Annotated in this window: 18 protein-coding genes; 10 read left to right on the top strand and 8 right to left on the bottom strand. The window is 40.3% G+C overall.

The features are described 5' to 3' along the window. Positions 1-106 precede the first annotated feature (106 nt). Positions 107-931, top strand: coding sequence for an ABC transporter permease subunit (locus VZF35_RS08060; RefSeq protein WP_407314532.1), 825 nt, complete (start codon positions 107-109; stop codon positions 929-931). A 67-nt stretch (positions 932-998) separates the two neighbouring features. Here VZF35_RS08060 and VZF35_RS08055 read toward each other — a convergent pair whose 3' ends face one another. The 3 genes from VZF35_RS08055 to VZF35_RS08045 all read right to left on the bottom strand — a co-directional run bounded on the left by VZF35_RS08055 (position 999) and on the right by VZF35_RS08045 (position 3,964). Continuing rightward, the gene (locus VZF35_RS08055; protein WP_407312611.1) at positions 999-1,574 is read right to left on the bottom strand and encodes an amidohydrolase family protein; all 576 of its coding nucleotides are present in this window, start codon (positions 1,572-1,574) and stop codon (positions 999-1,001) included. Between the two features lie 104 nt (positions 1,575-1,678). Next, the gene (locus VZF35_RS08050) at positions 1,679-2,647 is read right to left on the bottom strand and encodes an amidohydrolase family protein (protein ID WP_407312609.1); all 969 of its coding nucleotides are present in this window, start codon (positions 2,645-2,647) and stop codon (positions 1,679-1,681) included. A gap of 105 nt (positions 2,648-2,752) precedes the next feature. Continuing rightward, entirely contained in the window at positions 2,753-3,964 is a 1,212-nt protein-coding gene (locus VZF35_RS08045; protein WP_407312608.1) for an MFS transporter, read from the bottom strand. Positions 3,965-4,238: 274 nt separating this feature from the next. Between VZF35_RS08045 and pheA the strand changes: the two genes are divergently transcribed. Further along, positions 4,239-5,075 (top strand): prephenate dehydratase, encoded by an 837-nt coding sequence (gene pheA, locus VZF35_RS08040; RefSeq protein ID WP_407312606.1) that lies wholly within the window; start codon positions 4,239-4,241, stop codon positions 5,073-5,075. A gap of 436 nt (positions 5,076-5,511) precedes the next feature. Here the strand turns inward: pheA and VZF35_RS08035 are convergent, their stop codons facing one another. After that, positions 5,512-5,838: a helix-turn-helix domain-containing protein gene (locus tag VZF35_RS08035; protein ID WP_407312604.1), complete on the bottom strand. Its 327-nt coding sequence runs from the start codon at positions 5,836-5,838 to the stop codon at positions 5,512-5,514. 181 nt (positions 5,839-6,019) lie between these two features. On the opposite strand from VZF35_RS08035, the gene VZF35_RS08030 reads away from it, so the two are divergent. From VZF35_RS08030 to aguB, 4 genes are all read left to right on the top strand, one after another. Then, entirely contained in the window at positions 6,020-6,412 is a 393-nt protein-coding gene (locus VZF35_RS08030) for a PleD family two-component system response regulator (protein ID WP_407312602.1), read from the top strand. Between the two features lie 64 nt (positions 6,413-6,476). Beyond that, positions 6,477-7,598: an HD-GYP domain-containing protein gene (locus VZF35_RS08025; RefSeq protein ID WP_407312600.1), complete on the top strand. Its 1,122-nt coding sequence runs from the start codon at positions 6,477-6,479 to the stop codon at positions 7,596-7,598. Positions 7,599-7,788: 190 nt separating this feature from the next. Further along, on the top strand, positions 7,789-8,832 hold the full coding sequence (locus VZF35_RS08020) for an agmatine deiminase family protein (protein ID WP_407314530.1): 1,044 nt from the start codon (positions 7,789-7,791) through the stop codon (positions 8,830-8,832). Positions 8,833-8,846: 14 nt separating this feature from the next. Next, complete coding sequence (gene aguB, locus VZF35_RS08015; protein ID WP_407312598.1) at positions 8,847-9,722, top strand: N-carbamoylputrescine amidase; 876 nt, start codon at positions 8,847-8,849, stop codon at positions 9,720-9,722. Positions 9,723-9,990: 268 nt separating this feature from the next. On the opposite strand, the gene VZF35_RS08010 is transcribed toward aguB, so the two are convergent. The 4 genes from VZF35_RS08010 to VZF35_RS07995 all read right to left on the bottom strand — a co-directional run bounded on the left by VZF35_RS08010 (position 9,991) and on the right by VZF35_RS07995 (position 14,959). Next, entirely contained in the window at positions 9,991-11,499 is a 1,509-nt protein-coding gene (locus VZF35_RS08010) for a hypothetical protein (RefSeq protein WP_407312596.1), read from the bottom strand. A gap of 148 nt (positions 11,500-11,647) precedes the next feature. Next, entirely contained in the window at positions 11,648-12,931 is a 1,284-nt protein-coding gene (locus VZF35_RS08005; protein WP_407312594.1) for an SLC13 family permease, read from the bottom strand. A 111-nt stretch (positions 12,932-13,042) separates the two neighbouring features. After that, positions 13,043-13,381, bottom strand: coding sequence for a P-II family nitrogen regulator (locus VZF35_RS08000; protein WP_407312592.1), 339 nt, complete (start codon positions 13,379-13,381; stop codon positions 13,043-13,045). A gap of 60 nt (positions 13,382-13,441) precedes the next feature. Beyond that, complete coding sequence (locus VZF35_RS07995) at positions 13,442-14,959, bottom strand: ammonium transporter (RefSeq protein ID WP_407312590.1); 1,518 nt, start codon at positions 14,957-14,959, stop codon at positions 13,442-13,444. Between the two features lie 813 nt (positions 14,960-15,772). On the opposite strand from VZF35_RS07995, the gene VZF35_RS07990 reads away from it, so the two are divergent. From VZF35_RS07990 to VZF35_RS07975, 4 genes are all read left to right on the top strand, one after another. Then, complete coding sequence (locus VZF35_RS07990; protein WP_407312588.1) at positions 15,773-16,258, top strand: hypothetical protein; 486 nt, start codon at positions 15,773-15,775, stop codon at positions 16,256-16,258. After that, positions 16,233-16,823, top strand: coding sequence for an accessory gene regulator ArgB-like protein (locus VZF35_RS07985; protein ID WP_407312586.1), 591 nt, complete (start codon positions 16,233-16,235; stop codon positions 16,821-16,823). The genes VZF35_RS07990 and VZF35_RS07985 overlap by 26 nt, the downstream gene beginning before the upstream one ends. Continuing rightward, complete coding sequence (locus tag VZF35_RS07980; protein WP_407312584.1) at positions 16,820-16,942, top strand: cyclic lactone autoinducer peptide; 123 nt, start codon at positions 16,820-16,822, stop codon at positions 16,940-16,942. The genes VZF35_RS07985 and VZF35_RS07980 overlap by 4 nt, the downstream gene beginning before the upstream one ends. 130 nt (positions 16,943-17,072) lie before the next feature. Beyond that, entirely contained in the window at positions 17,073-18,845 is a 1,773-nt protein-coding gene (locus VZF35_RS07975; RefSeq protein ID WP_407312582.1) for a two-component system sensor histidine kinase NtrB, read from the top strand. The last annotated feature ends 1 nt before the right edge of the window (position 18,846 follow it).

Here is an 18,846-nt window from a genome sequence, read left to right as displayed (position 1 = left end):
GCTGCTGAAGTCGTCAAGCACGGAGGAGAACTTTACTCTCTTGCTGCCAGGCACACTTCACTGGAAGACCTATATGTTACCCTGATCCAGGGAAGGGGGAGGACAGGTGTTAACTATCGTACGCCTTACTTTAAAAGAAGTCGTTCGACGCCGAATTCTCCATGTGACGCTCCTGCTAACGATAGTATTCTTAGCACTCTATGGCACAGGCGTCCATTATGCCTTTCAAAATATGTCCGCCAGCTCAACACTACGAGCTATGATTATTCCCCAATTTCTTTCCTTAGGGCTATTCTTTGGGAGTTTTCTCATTTCTTTTTTAGCCATCATGTCCTCGGTAGGAGCGGTCTCTTTAGAAATCGAGAACGGCACGATGCTAGCTATCGTACCCCGCCCGATTCGACGTGCAGAGATTTTACTAGGAAAATTCCTTGGATATGCTGTTTTGCTCATGACCTTTGCAATTCTCTTCTATGGCACGGTGATGGTCATTCTTCAACAAACTACGGGTCTTCATGTTCCGCTGAAGTTTGGTACAGTTCTGCTTTATGCCTGCCAACCGTTGGTACTTCTCGCGGTGACCCTCTACGGAACAACGTTTCTTCCCACCTTAGCTAATGGGATAGTAGCATTCATGCTCTATATGCTCGGGGTGCTCGGTGGGATGATAGAACAGATCGGTTTCATGTTGAAGAACCAGACACTTCTCCAAATGGGGATCATCTCTAGTCTGATCATGCCGGCGGACTCCCTTTACCGTAAAATCGTCTCCTCGGTTCTTTCGGCGGCCGGGATAAATTTCTCGACTTATTTCTTGGGGCCTTTCGGAAGTAGTTCAGAACCGAGCAGCACTATGTTAATTTATACCGGTTTTTATGTGATAGGTTTTCTCGCCCTGGCAGTGCGGATGTTTTCGAAGCGGGATATCTAATCTAAATGATTGCAAATAACGAGCCCGCCTGCTATTGATGTGTATCATCAGTAGCAGGCGGGTATTTTTAACGCTTGATCAACTGACCACCTTGTGAGCTTAAGAGTTTTTCCATAGCCCAAACAATCCGGCCATTGAGGATCGTGTAATTCAGACCTTGAGGAACGAGGTCAGGTTTATTGTAATCTTCAGGTGCACCGATATTTTCTGGTTCAAAGACGACGAGGTCTGCCGAATAATCTCGTTTGATAAAACCCTTTTCTTTTAAGTTCAGCCTTTGGGCTGGGCTGCCGGTAATCTTTTTAATCCCCTCTGCCCAAGTCATAAGTTTTTTATCTCGCACATATTCCCCCAAGAACTTAGGAAAGGTACCATAGAGACGAGGATGAGGTTTTCCAGTGGGGATACCATCGGAACCTATTTGAGATAATGGGTGTTGAAGTAAAGTGACAATATCATCCTCGGCAAATAGATTATGCATGACCATGGAACTTTGGCAATTCTCACTAATCAAGAGATCGGCAATATTATCGATAATTTCTCCAATCTGTGCTGTCTGAGTGGATGCTGCCTTAGAAGCTAATTGAACTGCCGTACGTCCCTCAGCCCATTTGTTCTGCTCCAGAAACGTGGAACTAATCATAATGTTAGGCCAGCCTACCATGCCTACAAAGTTGTCCCAGCCCGGATATTCCGGTCCATTCTCTGTGAGTTCATCCTTGAGTCTTGACCGTAAGACGGGGTCTTTTAGCCTTTTGATAATTTCTGGGCCGCCGCCTTCTTTGGCCCAGGGGGGAGAACTTGGGATAATAAGGTGCTGCCTGCTTGATAAGGATGCTCATCAAAGGTAACATCCACGCCTTCAGCCCGAGCGTTATTCACCATGTCAATTAATTCATGTCCAGAAATACCATAATGGCGGTTGGAATAAGAACGCATATGAGAAATTTGTAATTTGACTCCAGATTCCTTTGCAACGGCTAAAGTCTCTGCCATTGCCTCCCGGACTTGAAGTGAATGACTGCGAATATGAATCATCATGATCCCATCATGAGCTGCTACCACTGAACTAAGGGCGACAAGTTCTTCTTGCGGAGCAAACATACCTGGCAAATAAGCCAAACCATAGGAGATCCCTAAAGCTCCTCCAGACATCGCTTCCTCGACAATTGCGCACATTTCAGCCAGATCTTTCGTAGTCGGGGAGATGTTTTTCAACCCGATAACTTGGGCCCGAACCGCCCCATGACCAATGAGAAAAGCTAAGTTGTTCGGCTTTTCGGTTCGGTCAATATCCCGAAGAAAGGCGGCGAAATTAGGCCAGCTCCAATTCCATGGTCCTGATCCAAGGATAGGGGTAAGATAGTCACGCCAATCCCGCATGTTTTCCGTATATGGTGCCGGCCCGAGGCCGCATTGACCAGCAATTTCTGTGGTAACTCCTTGGCGTATACGACTTTCACGAATGGGGCCGGACATAAACGGTACTAAATCACAATGGCTGTGCACGTCGATAAAACCTGGAGAGACAAATTTCCCTGCAGCGTCTATCGTTTGATGAGCCTCGGCCGAAAGTTCTCGTGTCAATTCTACGATCTTTCCATCCTTGATCCCGAGATCTTTTTGTTCGGGCGGATTCCCTGTCCCATCCAGCACAAGGCCACCTAAGATCGCTAAATCCAACATAATTGTTCCAACACCTTTCCCTGCTGCCACATACTAGTTTTCTTAGAAATAGATCACTCGTGATTATCAATTTGCTAATTCAAAAACGCAAGATACAACTTTTCGGCGTAGGTGATATTTCTTGCAAAATACGAATCACCTCTGCCATTGTGCAGATTGGCTTTTCTGTCCTGTTGCCCAAATGAATAAACTTAAAAGGATCATCAGGCCGCCGACCAGACAGACACCTCTCCATTGCCAGAGGCTCCAGGCATGCAAGCCGAGAAAAGAGCCCAGCGATCCTCCGATAAAATAGGTGACCATATAAACTGTGTTCAGTCTGCTCTTAGCCTCTGGGACTAAAGCATAGACTCGTGCTTGATTCGAGATCTGGGCACTTTGTACGCCCAGGTCTAATAAAATGACGCCTAGTATTAAGCCCCACAGGTGACGACCAAACAGCCAGAGGAGCATGTAAGCAAGCAACGTCACCGCAGCTGCAATACCAACAACTATTCTAGGGCCTTTTTTATCGGCTAAACGCCCTGCGATAGGTGCGAATGAGGCGCCTGCGACCCCAATCAGACCAAAAAGACCTGCAATTTCTGTACCATAATAATAGGGCGGTTGTTTAATAAAAAAGGCTAAGGTTGTCCAGAAAACACTAAACGAACCGAATAGGAGCCCTCCCATCAACGAGGCCTCACGCAATAATGGCAGTTGGGTAATATATCCCCACAACGAATGGAGAGTCTGGCGGTAGGATAGACGTGATGTAGAGCCGGTTTGAGGCAAAAACCCCCACAGCATTACAGCTAGAACAAACATCAACCCAGCCGCAATGAAATACATTGCTTGCCAACCTAAGAGGCTGCCAATAATTCCGCTGACCGTTCGAGCTAGGAGAATCCCGAAAAATAAGCCGCTCATCACGATCCCGACGATCCGGCCCTGTTGTTGAGGTTCGGCTAGTTGAGCGGCGAGGGGAACAATGATTTGTGGAACAACAGTTGTCGTACCCACAGCAAAACTAGCTGCCCCCAACATAATGAGGTTTTTAGATATTCCCACAAGCAGTAAGGAAAGAGTCACAGAGCCAAGTAATAGGAGAATTAATGATTTTTTTTCTCTAATATCGCCAAGAGGAACAAACAAAAAAAGTCCCAAGGCATACCCTAGCTGCGTGAGCATTGAAATGCTGCCTATTTGCGACGCGGAAACATGGAAAGACTGGGCCATGTCGGCGAGTAAGGGCTGATTGTAGTAGAGGTTCGCGACAGACATTCCGCAGCTGATGGCCAGAATTAAAAGAAGAGTAAGGGAGAGGTTTGGTCGTTGTTGATTATCGGATAGCTGAGTTCTAGTCATTTTATCCCTCTTAAGTAGTTTTGTTGGGTTAGGAAATGATTTTCTATTTCATATAAATGTTTCTAGATTAGTGTACGCGGTTAAAGTAAAGAAGGCAAGGCAAAAAGTTTCAATAATATTGGAAACTAAAATACTCTTTACATCGGGTTCCTTAGCCATAAACTTCAGATTCTCCAACAGGAAGGTTCTAACAATGATATAATAGTAGAAATACCTAAAAAGAGCCATCGCACAAGATCCAAGATAATCAGACGATTTAGAACAGGGGGATGTTATGCTTAAGATTGGCTATCTCGGACCAGAAGGAACCTTCACTCAGCAGGCTGCACAACGTTATATTCGTGATAAGCAGGAGGCAGACTTAGTCGGATTGCCAAGTATTCGTGAAACTCTAATAGCTGTACAGCGTGGAGACTTGGATTTAGCGGTTATTCCTTTTGAAAATTCTTTAGAGGGATCGGTCAATATTGTTTTGGATGTATTGGCTTGGGAAGTCGACCTGATGATCCTCGATGAGCTTATTCTGCGCATATCCCAAACTCTAATGATTTCACCGGGGGCAAGTTGGAAGGAACTTACTGAGGTTTATACTCATCCGCAATCCGCCGGACAATGCCGCCTCTTTCTAGAAACCCACCTGCCTCAAGCAAAATTGTATCTGACCAGCAGTAACGCAGAAGGAGCTGATCAAGCTCAAAAAAAAGGAAGGACTGCAGGTGCTATTGGGCCGTTGGAAGCTTCGGAAGTTTTCGGGCTGGAGGTAGCTCTCCATGATATTCAGGATAAAGACAACAATTTCACACGGTTTGTGGTCGTAGGGAAAGACACGACACACACTTCTGCCGCTCATAATAAAACTTCGATTGTTTTCTCGACAGAACATAAGCCGGGTAGTCTAGCGTGCATCTTAGACATTTTTAACCTTTGGGATATTAATATGACAAAGATTGAATCTAGACCCTCTCGAGGGCAGCTTGGACGTTACATTTTTTTTATTGATATTGATGGTCATTACACTGCCCCAGACGTCCGTGATGCTCTAACGATGGTGCAGCGAAAAACAAATTTTTACAAATTTTTAGGTTCGTATCCAATGGCTGAGACAGAATAGGACCTACAAATTGCATCATAAAGTGTTTCTGAAAAATTTCCATTTCCGTCTCTAAATAAAGGTGTAAGCAGTAAATGCTCAGTAAAAAAATATTTTATCTGAACCCAGGGGCTTTGCATCTGAATGCAAAGCCCCTTTTCGTACTAATCAGAAAGTATAACTTCGTTGTATACTTTCTGAAGCATAAGGGCAACTAAGGCGGCCGCCTGCGCAAGGCTTGGCACCAGCCAAGTTTTCTTTATACTGTCTGGAAGTATAACTTCGTTGAATACTTTCTACAGCATAAGCGCAGCTAGGCGGCGCCGGCCATGGACGGCCGTAGGTTTGTATCCTGGAGGAACTGAATTGCTTATTCCTATTTTATCTTTATTTAGAATTGAAGGTGAATTTGTAAATTGTAGGAATTTTACCCCATAAAGTTGTCAAATTTATTCCCTTACTTAATTGAAGCGAAATAGGCAACGGCAACTTCATAAAGGAAATGAATCGGGATTGGATCTTTTCCTACTAGAAGAGCATTGAGCTTCTTTAGTATGGGGTCGGTATCCTCCGAAGAAGTATTGAGTAATACTGTTGGTTCAACATCTAAGGTGGCACCTATTCTTGCTAATAAGTCTAACGAAGGAGCTCTGAGTCCACGTTCCAGATAACCAATATATGAACTACTAACATTAACAAGTTCAGCCAGCCTTTCCTGTGTTAGCCCCTTAGTCTGACGGAATAGCCGAATATTTCTCCCAACAACCTCTTGGATGTTAGACACTCTATCACCTCCTCTTCCAATTTTAAGATAGTCACATAAAACATCTTACCGACTGTATGTGTGTAATTCTATTGAAAACATAGACATATAGTTATACAATGTGTAAGTAATGTACATATAAATAATTAAAGTAGTCTAATAATGCGATATATGGAATATTATGCAAAAAGGAGAGAGGAAATTGTCGCAATACATTCTTGTTGTTGATGACCATTTTGCGGTCAGACTTTTTATCCAAAGGGCTCTAGAAGAATCAGGCTATAACGTTAAAGCGGTGGCCAGCGGATCAGAATGTTTGAGCGTTGCGACATCTGTTCAGAGACCGTCTCTCATCCTTTTAGATCAAAGCATGCCGGGGATGACAGGGCTGCAAGTATTATCTCGGCTTGTGCAAGACGATCAAGCCAGACATATTCCAGTTATTATGATCAGCGCAGAAGATGATCTAGAGACGGCTGCACGACGTTTTGGTGTGCGTGACATCTTAAGTAAACCTCTCGACTTAGGTGTTTTGCTTAAAGCTATAGAAGTAGCTTTTGAAGATGATGGTTGGAACAAAGTGATTGCAGAGTGATTGAGGGTTGCCGGAAGGTTAGTTAGAATTCCTGAAGAAGTCGACTTGAATCAGGAGGTATTCAATGAATCTGGTTCTTGAAAAGCTACCACCATGTGTTATATCTCTAGGCGAACAAACCAAGATGGATTTGTTCGATGCCAGCGGTATTTTGCTATTGACAAGAGGGCAACTTATGACTAAGTGGATATGGGAACGGTTGTCAAGAAGTGAAGTATATACTTTGAAATCAGATAAAGATCTTGGGAAATCAGCTCTTTCTGATAATAAATGTTTTTCTGAAGACCTATATTATAATTTAGTGGGTTCAATATGGAGCATTTATCATGAAGCGAGATTAGTTACTAAAGAGCAGATTTCACAGATAATGGTGATTGTAGAGCGGATTATCGATGAGATTAAAGATAAGTGTGTATATATAAATTTTGACTCTCTGCGGGTAGATATGCGTCGATTCAAAGAACATGATTATTCTACCTATGTCCATGCTGTCAATGTTGCTATATTATCGACATTAACAGCAAGAGAATTAGGTTATAAAGGGCGACGCTTACGGTATCTGACTATGGGGGCAATTCTCCACGACATTGGTAAAATTAAAGTTCCACGTGAAATACTCAACAAACCAGGGCCATTAAATGAACATGAAGTAAAGATCATTAAGCAACATCCCCTTGAAGGTGAAGCCATGCTGCGAGAGGCAGATGTTTTACCGAGTATCTTATGTTCGATAAGACAACACCATGAACGCTGGGATGGCAAGGGATATCCTGATGGACTTAGTGGATCAAATATTCACTTGGACGCCCAAATTATTGCTGTAACAGATGTTTATGATGCCCTAACTGCTGACCGTCCATACCGCAATGCACTTCCACCGTATCATGCTCTTGAAATGATTTTGACTGCAGACAAGGATTTTAATCCTAAAGTTGTTGAAGCATTTCGCAAATCCCTTAATCTTTATCCTGAGAATACCATCGTAACCTTAAATACAGGGGAAGTTGGTTTAGTCGTAGCTGTACCAACTAGTCTTCCTACACGCCCACTTGTCCGACTAATTTTTGACCGGGATGGGGAATATATCGACAGAGAAAAATATATTGATTTGCTGCATGAGCTAACATACTTCATTAAAAGTGTAGAAAAAAGGGTTTTAGAGGTTAATCAGTTATATAAAAATTAAGAAGCGACCGAATTAGTGTTGCAAATTAAGGGGCTGTAATCAAAACTTGTTCTCAAGTTTATTGCAGTTCCTTATTGTTATAGATTCGAACTTGCTTGGATGATACACCAGAAAGCGGCTTTTAATTCTCATAATGATGAAGTAGAATAAGAAGAATCCATTAGAAATATGAACTATGAGAGGGAAAATTATGTATCCTATAAATTTAGGCTATCGAATGCCTGCTGAGTGGTCTGAGCACAGACGGACTTTTATTTCTTGGCCCGTACAAGCGTCTATGTGCCATCCGGAAGACTATGAAGCAGTGTGCAGGGGCTATGCGGAGATTATCCAAGCGATTGCTGAATTTGAACCGATAACAGTGATCTTGAATCCTGGGGATTCTGAAAAACTATCTCGCCTTTTTTCAAACGGAAGGATCGAACTTCTGAAGATTGAGCATAATGATGCTTGGTTAAGGGATAACGGACCAACGTTTTTAGTTCGTGATTCAGGTGATCTAGCGGGTGTTAATTGGCGTTTTAATGCTTGGGGCGGAAAATATAAACCTTGGGATTTGGACGATAAGGTGGCTGGCAAAGTTTTAAAGCATGTCGGGGTCACAAAGTTTGATGCTCCATTAGTGATGGAAGGGGGCTCTCTCCACGTGGATGGAGAAGGTACACTTCTAACCACCGAGGAGTGCCTGCTGAATCGGAACCGCAATCCAGAATTGACTCGAGAGCAGATCGAAACCGAACTCAAGAGATTTCTCAATGTCCAAAAAGTGATCTGGCTGAAAAAGGGGTTAGCTGGGGACGAAACTGATGGTCACGTGGATAATATCGCCTGTTTTGCTGCGCCCGGTAAGATCCTTTTGCAAATATGTGACGATCCAACCGATGAGAATTTTGAGATTACGAAGTTGAATTTAGCGTTACTTAAACAGGAGACGGATGCTCAGGGAAGATCTCTAGAAATCATCCCTATCAAACAGCCTCCCAAATTATACGATCCAGTGACAAAGGAACGTTTAACCTTAAGTTATCTCAATTTCTACTTTGTAAACGGGGGAATCATTCTGCCGATTTTTGGCGGTGAGGCGGCTGAAATGGATCGCTCAGCAGTGTTGGTCTTAAATGAAATATTCCCAGAACGAAGGATTCGTACAGTAAATGGCCGGGGCATTATCCGTGAGGGTGGAAACGTGCATTGTACAACCCAACAGATGCCCGCTGAGATAAAAGGATTTTAAGAAAGGACTCCCAAATGAGAACTATTAAAGTGGCAGCGACTCAAATGAGTTGTTCTAAGAATCCAATGGATAACATTTCCAAGGCAGAACGATTAGTTCGTGATGCTGCAGGAAAGGGCGCTCAAGTTATTCTATTGCAAGAGTTGTTCGAAACCCCCTATTTCTGTCAAAAAGAAAAGGCTGGGTATTATCAATATGCTTCGGAGTTAGAAGAAAATAAGGCGGTGCAGCATTTTAAACAAGTGGCTAAAGAGCTTCAAATAGTGCTGCCGATCAGTTTCTATGAGAAAAGAAACTATGCCCGTTATAATTCCTTGGCTGTGATCGATGCTAATGGCGAGGTATTAGGTAAATATCGTAAAAGTCATATACCGGATGGTCCAGGTTACGAAGAAAAGTTCTATTTTAACCCTGGTGATACAGGGTTTAAGGTTTGGAAAACCCGTTATGCCAAAATCGGAGTTGGAGTGTGTTGGGATCAATGGTATCCTGAAGCCGCGCGCTGCATGGCCTTAATGGGGGCTGAATTATTGTTTTATCCCACTGCGATTGGCTCTGAGCCCCAAGACGGCTCCATTGATTCCAAGGATCATTGGCAGGCCTGTATGTTAGGGCATGCTGCAGCCAACTTGATGCCGGTCATCGCATCGAATCGGGTTGGGGTTGAGGAAGATGATGATTCCAGCATTACCTTTTATGGTTCTTCCTTCATTGCCGGTCCACAAGGAAATAAAATTGTCGAAGCCGGCCGCACAGAAGAGACCATTCTTGTTGCTGAATTTGACTTAGAACAGATGGAGACACAGCGGCTGGAATGGGGAATTTTTCGAGACCGTCGACCTGATTTATACAAGATTATCTCATCGTATGATGGTGAGATAATCTTGTAAGAGATTTGGCTGAATTCACCCTGCGATCAATAACATAATAAAAGCACTTCGCTCCCTAAGTTAAAGCGAAGTGCCTTTTATTAGCAAAAAGAGTATTGAAATTGCCAAGAGGGATAAGTGGCCATCAAGAATAGGTGAGAGATCAAGGAGGCAGTGAGGCTGCACGCAACGGGGTTATGGATTGGAGTGCAGTTGAACAAATTATTGGCCTTATGGAAACAGACAATAATGAATAGACGTCAACGAGAAACTTTGTGTTGAGTTATTTCTAACCCGCATTCTTTTTCCGCAACGTATAACGAGAAAAAACAAACTCATCAGAATAGGTATACCTTAGAAGACCTTGCAGAAAATATCTGTTTGATATATTAGTGGAAAGTAAAAGTTCCTTCTTAAATCTTTCGAATAGGTCTGAAAACATAATCTCAGGTTGTTCTGATTTAATGATGTCATCATGTATTTTATTCAACAACTCCAAAGAAATCTTGACGCCGCTGGGCAGTATCCGTTTGCCCTTATCGCACGAAATTGTCAGATCAGCCAATCGGACATCAATTGCTCTATTGTTTTTAGGAAGATATACATCACCAAACATTCCTCGCACGTGATTACGAAAACTAATTGCTTCGGAATCGTTATAAAGTTCGATTCCGTTCGGATAATACTTTTCAAGAATTATATTGTACATTTCAGAAAGACTCATTCTTTTTTTAAAGTAGACTTTTCCCGATAGTTTATAATCCCTGAGGATTATTTTTTTAATATCAGTAAAGGTTATCGGAAGAGTCCAATGATTGGTGATATTACCTAACAATGAATCGACCGATTCAAAATCGAGGATTTCGGGTAATCCTTTCCTGAATTCTTTTAATTGTTCATACCATTTTTTGTCACCGATGATAAAGCCTTTAACCTCGCCGCACCATTGTACTGAAGAGCAGTTACATACTTTCAAACAATAAATAACTAAATCCGATAAATCTCTAAATACCTCATTGATTTCATCGGCTGAGATGTAGCCGCTGTTTTCGCTAAAAGCATAAAGAATATAGTGAGGCAAGAAGCTTTCTACATAGTCATTAAAATGGGATTGCATTTTTTTCTCTATCTGGCGTACTCTTTGTCGACTAATCCGTTGAATTACACTTATTTCTTGAAGGGTCGTTCCGTTGGCTCGTTCTCTAACAATGTCTTTATTTCGTGATTTACTAAACAAATTTTGAAAATTATTTAGTATAATTGCCTTCCTGTCGTCACGTAACCATCGAATAAATCGGTAGAGATCCAATTTATCCTTTTCGTCGATTGTTAAAGTTAATAATCGTTTGATATCCCGAACATAGCTTATCTTGGCTTTCTGAAACAGCTTTACAAGATTTGTGCCACCATTTATTTTAAAAGCTGTAATAAGCGGGACAATTTTGGCATCATAGTTGGTGGAGTTTATGGTTTGTATCAGTTGTTTAAGTTTTTCTTGATTTTTTTTAATAATTTCATGATTTTTTATATAAGAACTCAGAATAGCTCTTAGCTTATTTAGTTCCTTAAAGTTATTGGCACTCCAGATACAAAAATCTTCACCGATTGTTTCTTCAACGCTCAAAAGTTTGTTGGAAATTTCCGAATGAATGCCATATATCTTATCAAAATTTGCAATCGAAAAGGAGAATAACCAACTAAAGGTTATTGCTTTTTCAGGGTTTTCTAGGCAAACATTAAACATTTCCTCCCCCAGAACATCTATTAACAGCTTTTTAGTTTCATGATCAAATTCCATAATCATCTCTCCTAACCGCAAAAAAGCACAAAGTGAGCCCGTATCCTTGGATAACATAAGGGGCTCACTAAAACACTTTACCACTCCAAATCAGCGAAGATCTGGTGCCCGGTTGTGAAGTTATTAAATGGTTGCCTAAAAAGATAATTTAAATCAAGTATGCAGCGAAGATATAAACGGATGAAATGATAATTGATAAAATCATTAAAGGAAAGGCAATTTTCAGAAATCCTTTATAAGTTAGCAGCACCCCATTCTTTTCAGCCAGTCCAGCCACAATGACATTGGCGGATGCCCCAATAAGTGTTCCATTACCTCCAAGGCAGGCACCTAGAGATAAGGCCCACCAAAAAGGTTTCAGGTTTTCAATACCCCCGATTTGTCCCATTTTTTGTATAAGTGGAATCATAGTGGCCACAAAAGGAATGTTATCTATAAAGGCCGATGCTAATGCAGACAACCATAAAATTAACATTGTCGAAGAAACCATTGCTCCGGAAGTGGCTTCGATGGATTTCCTTGCAACATATTCGATTACTCCTACATGATCTAATGCACCAACGATGATAAACAAACCAGCAAAGAAGAAAAGAGTTGGCCATTCAATGACCAGCAAAATATCTTCGGGCTCCTCTTTTGTAATAAGCATTAATAATGCAGCTCCGCCCAAAGCTATCGTGGCTGGCTCTAAGTGAATTACTTTGTGGAGAAGAAAACCAAGAATTGTAAGAGCGAGTACAATCAAAGACTTTTTTAACAATCCATAATCTTTAATTGCTTCAAACTCGTGCAAGCGCATGATTCGAGACCTGGAAAGCTCCGACGCCCTTAACTGTTTTCGATAGACAACTCTCAAAACCAACATAGTCCCTATAAATACTGAAAAAATTGGCACGAAAAGGTTGGTCAAGAAATCTATGAAGCTTAATCCTGCGGCACTCCCGATCATAATATTTGGTGGATCGCCGATTAATGTAGCAGTGCCTCCGATATTTGAAGCTAAAATTTGGCTTATTAAAAATGGTACGGAGTCGATTTCTAATTCATTACAAATTGAAAAAGTTACAGGGACAACCAGCAAAACTGTTGTGACATTATCAAGTAAGGATGAAGTTATTACTGTCACACCAGATAGGGCTACCATAATTAATAAAGGATCACCTTTAGCCAACTTGGCAGCTTTTATCGCCATATACTCAAAAACCCCTGTGCGACGAGTGATTCCGACGATAATCATCATCCCGATGAGAAGGCCTATAGTGTTAAAGTCTATGGTTTTGATGGCTTGTTCTTGGCTAATTACACTAGCAACAAGAATCAAACTAGCTCCCACTAAAGCAAGTATAGTTCGGTTTATTGCTTCACTTATTATTAACCCATAAGTTAAGAAAAAGATAACCAAAGTTATGATTACTGGTGCATTGAGTATCACAATACTTCCTCCTTTCTTGGGTTTAGTCTATGAAACCAGTCGATTTTCCAAATAAAGCGGCTGATTATTTAATAAGTAAATAATCAGCCGCGCTCTGACCTTTACCTTGAGCTAGATGGCTTTTTCACCTTTGTCGCCGGTACGGATTCGTACCGCTTCATCCACATTCTGGACGAATATTTTTCCATCTCCGACCTGACCTGTACGCGCAGTCTTAACGATGATTCCAATAACTTCGTCCACTTTCTCGTCAAAAGTGACGATTTCTATTTTTATTTTAGACAACAAGTGTGATACAACCTCTTGACCTCTATAAATTTGAGTATGACCTTTTTGACGACCAAAGCCGAGAGCATGAGTTACCGTAATACCTAAGATTCCGGCAACTGCTAAGGCATCCTTGATCTCGTCCAACTTACCCGGTCGGATAATAGCTTCAATCTTTTTCATTCGAAATCCCCTTCCTTAGATTAATCAATTAAATAAAATTGTAGAGATTCAGATCCAAAGTTATTCCCCTGTTGAAGATTGTAAAACGAATTCGGGATAAGCTAACATGCCCATTTCAGGGATATCCAATCCGGCTATTTCATCTTCCGGTTTTACTCGCATACCAAGTGTAGCATTGAGAATCTTAAAGAAGATATAAGATAAACCAATACTCCAAACTAAAACTACCCCTGCATCAACTAATTGAGCACAGAATTGTCCGACATTTCCGTAAAGTAACCCTGTAACTCCACCAGCTACTCCGTTAAGTCCATCACCGTAGGTTCCATCGGCAAAGATTCCAACACTGATAACCCCCCAGATGCCGTTGACCATATGAACAGAGATTGCGCCTACCGGATCATCTATTTTTAGTTTACGATCAATAAAGAGTACACTAAATACGACCAGTACTCCGGCTATCGCTCCAATAATCACAGCCGAATTTACCGATACAAAACCTGAGGGAGCAGTAATAGCTACCAAACCTGCTAAAGTTCCATTACACATCATTGAGGGATCGGGTTTTTTATATTTAACCCACATAACCATCATGGCAACAAAACCGCCGACTGCACCAGCTAACATGGTATTAACCGCAACAACCGAGATACGCAAGTCTGTGCCGGCTAATGTACTTCCTGGATTAAAACCAAACCAGCCAAAGAATAATATAATCGTACCTAAAATTGCCATGGGGATATCGTGCCCAGGAATGACATTCGCTTTTCCGTTGACGTATTTTCCGATCCGTGGTCCCAATACCAAAGCAGCAGCTAAAGCACACCCACCGCCGATACTATGCACAACACCTGAACCAGCAAAATCCACGGCACCATGTCCTAAACCCCATTTTGAACCAATTTGGGCAAGCCAGCCCCCGCCCCAGACCCAGTTGCCGTACACAGGGTAGAGCAACATCGAAATGAAGAAGCTGCCAATAACTACTGCAGAAAACTTGATTCTTTCGGCCTGTGCTCCTGTTGGTATGGTTACAGCGGTATCCATAAACACCATTTGGAATAAGAAAAGAATAAATACTCCTACATCATAGGAACCACCGGATGTCAGAAAAAATGCCGTGTGACCAAACAATCCCCAACCATTAATGGCAAATTCTCCTGTCAATGGGGCTGTACCACCCAATGCACCGACCGCGCCGACACCGCCAAACATCAGACCAAATCCTACGAGATAATAACCAATTGCCCCAACTAAGAAAACCATAAGGTTCATAGCCATAGTATGGGCGGCATTCTTCGCCCGGGTAAAGCCTGCTTCAACTAAGGCAAAACCAGCTTGCATGAAAAAGACCATGAAACCGGTTAGAAGTGTCCAGACGAAATTTATCCCAATCTTGTTTTTGCCGACTTGAGCCGCAACTTCCGACAACGTTGGATCTCCGGCCTTAGCTGCGGCGATATCAGCAATTCCCCCTGTGTTTGCTCCTGAGGGATCGCCAGCTAAGGCAACTGTAGCGAAGATGAGAATTAAAAATACGGTTAATAGCATGACCTTAATAAGTTTTGATTTTTTCATTTCTCCTTACCCCTTTCTTTTAAACTTAATTTGTTTTAACTCTTGTTGTTTTTCCCTGTACTAATATAAAGAAGAGTTCTTTAGGTCGATCAAGATTGACTTCTAATTCTCAGATAAGTTCTTCGCAGTTGAAATCCTTTGTAGATACCGAATAAAAGAACAAACATTCCTAGAAAAGTTGACGGTAGTGGCCTGTTAAAAGCGCTTAGGTAAAAGTTGGGAATAAATAATAGCCAGGCCAGACCGGAAAGGATTATAAAGATGTCTGCGCCAAGAAGGACCTTTATCATTTTCATAGAATCACCTCCTAAATAATAAGAGACGCTCGGACATCTCTGCCCAAGCGTCTTTGCTTGAATAAATAAGGCGCTCTCGAAGTAAATTCGAGAGCGCCTTTGCTCATTACGGATATTATACTCAGTATTGGAACTGGCGTCTAGATGGTTTCTTCAAAAACATTGTATACATTCACGTTACGTCAAATCTGAGGTTCTTACTGTTCTCTCGTAGTTTAGTTGGCAAAAAGAAATGAGCTTAACATTGATCAGCTCTACCATATAATTGTTAATAATCCTCAAAGTTTGGAAAATACAGATAATTTATCCTTAAAGGTGGAGATATGCTAAATTATTTCAATTACATTGAAAACTGCAACAAACACTCTTAATAAATTTTACACATGGACAAGTTTCGCGCGAATTCGCCAAAGAAAATGTGTCATAATGAAAATAAAAGAATGAAGAATCATGAGAAAATAATTTATTCTTAAATGTCTACAAGATCAATGTTACTTATTTGCGTCTCATAAGGAGCGTGATTCATATTAATATTCCTTTTATCGCACTTCTACTTCAAGGGATTCCAGAGCAAATTGCTGTTGCTACGTTAGCATTTGCGATTGCAAGGATATCATTTAAGTGGAAAAAAATTTTTATCATTAGCACGGTACTAGCCTTTTCTGCTTACCTAGCAAGACTATCGCAAATTACTTTTGAGATTCACACAGTTCTGTTGATCATTTTATTATTTGTAATTTTACTTACATTAGAGAAGGTGGATCTAAGCTTGGCGTTTTTGTCCAGTTTATTAAGTTTTTTAACATTGGCTGTTTTTGAATATATTAGCGTATCAATATTAATGCCGGTTTTTAAGATTACTCCTGAAATTATTGTTACAAACTTTACCATTAGAATACTCATAGGTGAACCTCATGTACTTCTGATATTTTTATTTGCACTTATACTTGGCCATGTCAGAAAAAGGGGGAAAATAGATGAGTTTCTCGGAAAATATCAGTAATAAATTAACTTATATTATTACCCATGAATTAGATTATGAAGAGGAAAAAAAAGAAATTATTGCATACGCCATTGAAACAGTTTTATTGGACATTTTAGGTACAGTCATTATTGTTTTGCTTGGGTATGCTTTGAATGTGTTAGTTCCTACTGTTTTGGTAGCTTGCTTTGGTTGCTTATTACGCAAAGTGTCCGGAGGGGCTCATTTTGGGGACCCCATCAGTTGTATGGTTTTTGGTGCTATTGCCTATTGTGCTATAGGAACTATTGCTGGTAGACTTATTGCTCATGATTTTAGCAAGGCATATTTGATATTCTTTTTAACGGTATCTATGTTAATCGTGTCTTTCTTATCTCCAGTTGATAGTGAAGCAAAGCCGATCCATTCGCAGACTTTTAAGCTAAAACTAAAAGTTTCATCGATAGCCTTTGTAATGGTGTCGCTTCTTATTGTAGGTTTTTCCTCTAATAAAACTTTAAGTATTAGTGCAGCTAGCGGTGTTTTTTATCAGAGTATTACCCTGTTGCCTATATTTAATAAGAAAGGAGGTGTATATAACCTATGAAAAGGTCACTTTATATCGGAATTGCCTCAGTATTAATGCTATTGGCCAGTGCGACCTCCGTTTTTGCTTGTGATGCTTGGCTTTATCAACCGAAAACTCCAAAAGCTCTACAAAGATAATTGAGAGGTAGTTTTACTTAACCAACTTTTACAAATCAAAAGCTTAGTTATTCTAAGCTTTTGATTTGTTGTTTTTGGAATAAATCTTTAAAATCTTGGAGCGAATTTTAGGCTCTTGGAGGATTACATAATGATGTTTGAACTGAAAAAAATAATTACTAGACAATCTATTATTAATTCTACCTTGCTTAAAGTAACAGTGAGTATTTTGGCATTCATTATACTATTTTTAATTTTATATGGACGAATTTATTGGGATAAACAGGAAACAAAATTGATGAATGATTTATTATTGGAGTCATTAGATATAAAGTCAGATATTCAATCTAAAATAGGAACCATTGAGAGTCTAAAACATGACTACTCCTTAACAGATGAACAGAAAAAAGAAAGAATAAGAACTATAATTCAACCAGAATTTGAGAATAAGATATTCTGTGTGGGTTATTATGACATAGATTCAAATTATCTAATTAAAAACAAAAACAGTATTAGTATTTTAAATGACAGCCTCATGGAAATAAAAAAGTCTAATGTAGGATTTCACCAATTGAATGAAAATGAAATGTGTTGCAAAATATCAATCTATTATAAAGAAAATACTGTAGGTTATATTTGGCTATATGCAAAAAACGATAGTATGATTTTTAATTCCTATAATGAGTATAATGGAATTCTTATTCTTCTTTTAACTCTCTCAGCATTAATTATTATTATATTGAGAAAAGATTTCAAGAAAATCGGACTTTGTTTAGATTATTTTTGTAAAATGATCATTGATAATAAAGAAGTCGATAAAAGCAATGAATTCAATAATGGACTTCCTGAACTAAATCCCATCTTAGATAAGATTGCATACTTCACTGATAATTTGAAAAAAGTAAATCAAGAATTAGAATCTTCCAAATCAAAATTAACAAAAATCATGGAAGGAATTTCCGACGGCTTTTTTGCTGTAGACTGTGAGTATAGGTTCACGTTTGTGAACCCTGAGACTCAAAGAATTTATCCTGACAAAATTATCTTGGGAGAGAGCTTATGGGAAGTGTTCCCGCAGATTTTAGGGTCCTTGACCGATAAAAAATTGCACGAGGCCATGGCAGAAGGAGAGACCATTCATTGGGAGGCAGAGGGCTTTACCTCTCCTGATGAGTTTTATGAATACCACGCTTATCCCTTTGAGGATGGATTGACGGTTTTCTTCAGAAATATCACAGCGTCAAAGCAACAGCAGAGGGAATTTAACCGTTTAGAAAGACTTAATTTGATTGGTCAGTTAGCGGCGGGTATCAGCCATGAGATTAGAAATCCATTAACAACAGTCAAAGGATTTCTGCAGATCTTCGCTTCTAAGCCAACTTTCGAACAGGAAAAGGGTAATTTGGATTTAATGATATCTGAGATAGATCGGGCTAATGATATCATTACGGGATTTCTATCTCTCGCAAAGGTCAATTCGGATAATACCCGGCTGCAAAATCTTAATGAGATAATTCATAAAGTATTTCCCATGCTTCAGGCGGATGCCTTTCATAACAATAAAGAAGTAGCCATTGAGCTTAATGAGATACCGAATATTCTTATCAACGAAAATGAAATTAGACAACTTATTCTCAATTTAGTACGCAATGGTTTGGAAGTGACACCTGAAAACGGTCAAGTTGTTATCGGCACATTGCTCACAGAGAATAATGTTGTATTGACTGTTCAAGATCAAGGCCCTGGAATTCCACCAGAAATTCAAGAAAAGATCGGAACTCCGTTTTTTACTACAAAAGAGACAGGTACCGGCCTCGGATTAGCAATCTCTATTGGAATTGCCCAGCGTCATCAAGCAATCTTTAACTTTAAAACCGGCAAAGATGGAACAATTTTTTCAGTGGTTTTTCCTGTTCTGCCCTAAG

The sequence above is a fragment of the Desulfosporosinus paludis genome, assembly GCF_045689965.1.
GTDB lineage: Bacteria > Bacillota > Desulfitobacteriia > Desulfitobacteriales > Desulfitobacteriaceae > Desulfosporosinus > Desulfosporosinus paludis.
The sequence above is the reverse complement of the archived record's forward strand: the minus strand, read 5'-3'. Positions and strand labels throughout refer to the sequence as shown.

Coding starts and splice junctions, on each gene's coding strand:
- VZF35_RS08055 (WP_407312611.1), bottom strand. CDS start 1,574: ATGATTAGTTCCACGTTTCTGGAGCAGAACAAATGGGCTGAGGGACGT.
- VZF35_RS08045 (WP_407312608.1), bottom strand. CDS start 3,964: ATGACTAGAACTCAGCTATCCGATAATCAACAACGACCAAACCTCTCC.
- pheA (WP_407312606.1), top strand. CDS start 4,239: ATGCTTAAGATTGGCTATCTCGGACCAGAAGGAACCTTCACTCAGCAG.
- VZF35_RS08025 (WP_407312600.1), top strand. CDS start 6,477: ATGAATCTGGTTCTTGAAAAGCTACCACCATGTGTTATATCTCTAGGC.
- VZF35_RS08020 (WP_407314530.1), top strand. CDS start 7,789: ATGTATCCTATAAATTTAGGCTATCGAATGCCTGCTGAGTGGTCTGAG.
- aguB (WP_407312598.1), top strand. CDS start 8,847: ATGAGAACTATTAAAGTGGCAGCGACTCAAATGAGTTGTTCTAAGAAT.
- VZF35_RS08010 (WP_407312596.1), bottom strand. CDS start 11,499: ATGGAATTTGATCATGAAACTAAAAAGCTGTTAATAGATGTTCTGGGG.
- VZF35_RS08000 (WP_407312592.1), bottom strand. CDS start 13,381: ATGAAAAAGATTGAAGCTATTATCCGACCGGGTAAGTTGGACGAGATC.
- VZF35_RS07995 (WP_407312590.1), bottom strand. CDS start 14,959: ATGAAAAAATCAAAACTTATTAAGGTCATGCTATTAACCGTATTTTTA.
- VZF35_RS07985 (WP_407312586.1), top strand. CDS start 16,233: ATGAGTTTCTCGGAAAATATCAGTAATAAATTAACTTATATTATTACC.
- VZF35_RS07980 (WP_407312584.1), top strand. CDS start 16,820: ATGAAAAGGTCACTTTATATCGGAATTGCCTCAGTATTAATGCTATTG.
- VZF35_RS07975 (WP_407312582.1), top strand. CDS start 17,073: ATGATGTTTGAACTGAAAAAAATAATTACTAGACAATCTATTATTAAT.